This is a genomic window from Planktosalinus sp. (genome assembly GCF_059864935.1).
On record NZ_JCBCCK010000497.1, the window covers coordinates 1 to 3,229 of the forward strand.

General features: G+C 37.1%; 2 protein-coding genes. Both read right to left on the reverse strand.

Annotated elements, in window-relative coordinates:
• Positions 1-39: 39 nt before the first annotated feature.
• The gene (locus tag AC6F75_RS14385; RefSeq protein WP_500715780.1) at positions 40-2,550 is read right to left on the reverse strand and encodes a carboxypeptidase-like regulatory domain-containing protein; all 2,511 of its coding nucleotides are present in this window, start codon (positions 2,548-2,550) and stop codon (positions 40-42) included.
• Between the two features lie 43 nt (positions 2,551-2,593).
• On the reverse strand, positions 2,594-3,229 hold a 636-nt coding region (locus AC6F75_RS14390; protein WP_500715781.1), incomplete at its 5' end, for a FecR domain-containing protein.

The following is a 3,229-nucleotide window of genomic DNA, read 5'->3' on the forward strand; positions in this document are numbered from 1 at the left end:
TTTAAACTTCTGGGTATTGAGGTACCGCAACGAATGTAATTAAAAAAACACCTGTAAAGAAATATTGGGTGTCATGCCCAAAGAAACTTGCTCTACTTTGCTGATTTCAGATTCAAAATCTTCACTTTGTTTCAACACAAAATAAGTGTTTAAAACATTTTTGGTGTTGGCAATATTAAGTACTGCGGCATTGATTTTTGCCCTGGTATTTTTGCCCAGTGAAAATTCATATTCGGCAGACAAATCAATTCTTGAATAATCACTGTTTCTGGCTTGGTTTGGGGCGTCATGCAAAATGAAATTGACCCCGGTTTCTTCAATAATTTGACCGGAAGTCAAGGTGTATGGCCTGCCTGTATGCCAATTGATTGCACCCGCAATTTTCAGGCGGTTCAGGCTATAGGAAGTTGCCAATGTGGCCTGATGCCTGATGTCATAATTGTGCGGAAAACGAGATGGAATCAATGCTTCAAATTCATAATCATTGACAGCATAAGTATAACTGATCCAGTTACTCCATTGTTCGGTTTTTTTATTGATTATAGCCTCAAAACCACTGCTAAAATAACTTCCGGTGGTTTTTGTAAATTGCAATTGGTTTTGAAACCCCTGATTGGCAGAAGTGATGCCTTTTACCTCTTTGTTGTACCCTTCAAGCTGAAGCAACCATCCCGATTTTTGATACAGCAGGCCCAGAGTGTATTGCCGGCTCTTTACAATCGGAACGTCTTCATTGTTGGACAACACCCAACGGCGTTTTTCAACACCCAAAAAATCACTTTGAAAATCGATGCGCTGTGTTACCGTTTGGCTTTTATGTTCAAAACTTCCTTCAACCGCAAATCCATTCCCAAGCTTTTGATGCACGTTTAGACGAGGTTCTAACAAAAATTCATCAAATTTAGAAAGATAATTGAGCCTCAAGCCCGCTTGAATATAAGTATTGGTTGCATCAATTTGAAATGCATTATTCACATAAACAGCGTGAGTGAGTAAAACTTCTTTTATAAAATTTCTAAACAAGGGAATATTCACTTCCTGAGTGTTTGATATGCCTGTTTCAGAGAATTGATATCCACCCGACAGGTTATAAAAAGAGCTTATTTTATAATTTAAATCCAGCTTTGTGCCTGTTTCCAGGATTTTGTTGGATTGAAACAACGCCTGAGTTGAGAAAATATCCAGATTTGAAGCTTCAAGGGTATATTGGCTGCCATAGACAAGCATCTTCACAGTTAAGTTATCACTCCAGTTGCGTTGCCACGAAATACCGCCCGCTAGATTGTTTTGGTCAAGCCGGCTGGTTTCAGAATTTTGTGTAGATGGAGAAGAAATGGTTTCGGTAAAGTTTAGGTTATTATCTATGGTTAAAAAATTTACTGAAAAACGGTCTTTTGTATTGGGCGTGTATATGGCCTTTAAACTAAAATCATAGAAAGTAAATTCCTCTTCTGTATTTAATGTAGTTGAACCGGAAACATTTTGAACGTTGGTTATTTTAGTGTCCTGAAACACTTTATTGAACATTTGCTTGTAAGCCGGACTTTTGTAAAGATCAGTATAAGTGCGTCTTCCCGAAAGCTGTAAGCTGAGATTGTCAGTTACTTTAAGTTTTGTAAAAGCACCTGCATTAATCATATTCAGTTGAACGCCAAATTCATTGTTGTCACTGTGTTTGTCGTCAGACTGCATCGCTACCGCGCCTGAAACACTTTCGCCATATCTGGCTGGAGTTCCATTTTTATAAACAATAACATCTTTGTTTAAATAGGGGTTGAAAGCTGAAATTAATCCAAAGAAATGACCGTTTTGATACATTTTTATATCGTCCCAAAGTATAAGGTTTTCATCGGTTGTTCCTCCGCGTATACTGATGTTTGAAATGGTTTCATCTACACTGATGATACCAGGCAAGGTTTGTATCATTTGGAGTATATCAGGTTCGGTCAAACCGGGAAGGCCGGCAAAATTGCTGACTTTAATTTTTACAGCCCCATCTTTGGACTTACTGATTCCTTTTGTGAAAATATCACTTAAAACCACTTCCTGTAAAATGCTGATTGAAGGTAATAAAGTGATAACATAGCAGGGGCTGCTTGTCTTAAAAATTTCTGCGGCGATAGTTAGATTTTCAAATCCTAAATGCCTGATCTCCAAAACAAGGTTTTGTTGAGTTATTTGCAGTGAAAATTCTCCGGCGGCATTGGTTATCGTTGATAGATTAGAGTTTAAAATTTGGATGGTTGCCCCATTGAGAGGCTGCAGGGTTTCGGCATCAATAATTTTTCCGCAAATGAAATAAGGTTCTGTGCTTAAGGGTCTTATCACCACATAGCGGTCATCAATTCTACTGAAATTTAGAGGTGTTTGTTCATTCAGGTAATTTAGAAGTGTCTCCAGGTTATTTTGATAATCCGGTTGCTTAATTTGAATGGATTCAATATCTAACTGGTTGAATGAAAACTTTACTTCAAAATCTTCTTCGATTTTTTTAATAATTTCTAGGAGGGGGGTGTTGTTTTCATTTTGAGCATTTAGTGAAAATTGCACAAAAGAAAATGAAAAAATAAAAAGGATTAAAAGCCACTTTTTTTTATTGTTGCCCATAAATTGTCACATTGCCTTGATTGTCTATGCTGTAATTAAGTTGCAAGGGTAAACAAATGGTCTTTAGGGCAGATTCCAGGTTTTTGTGTGTAAACGCACCCGTAAACCTGAGAGTTTCGTCAATGTTGTCTAACGTAACCTGAATATTATATTGTCTTTTTAATTCTTCTAAAACAAGGTTGATTTTTGTGTTTTCAAAAGTGCTTTCCTGAAACATCCATCCAGGTTGGGAAACTGAAATCAGAGGTTGTGCAACTATATTACCTGCTTCAATGATAACGCTGTTTCCTTCAGTAAGTTGTATGTTTTGGTTGTTAAAATTCACATTTACCGTACCTTCATAACAACTTACGTGAAAATGGTTGTTGCGATTTTGCACATTAAAACGTGTACCTATAACAGTAACTATTCCCTGTGGGGTTTCTACCTTAAAGGTTTTTCCTTTGGCAACGCTGAAATAGGCTTCACCATCAAGAGTCAATGAGCGGCTCTTGTCCCATTTCTTTTCATTATAGGTAATTTTTGAATCGGCATTGAGGATGACTTCAGATTGATCCGGAAGTGAAAAACTTTTTTGTTCTGCAAGCCCTGCTTCAACAGTCTCAATACCTGTATTAAAAAA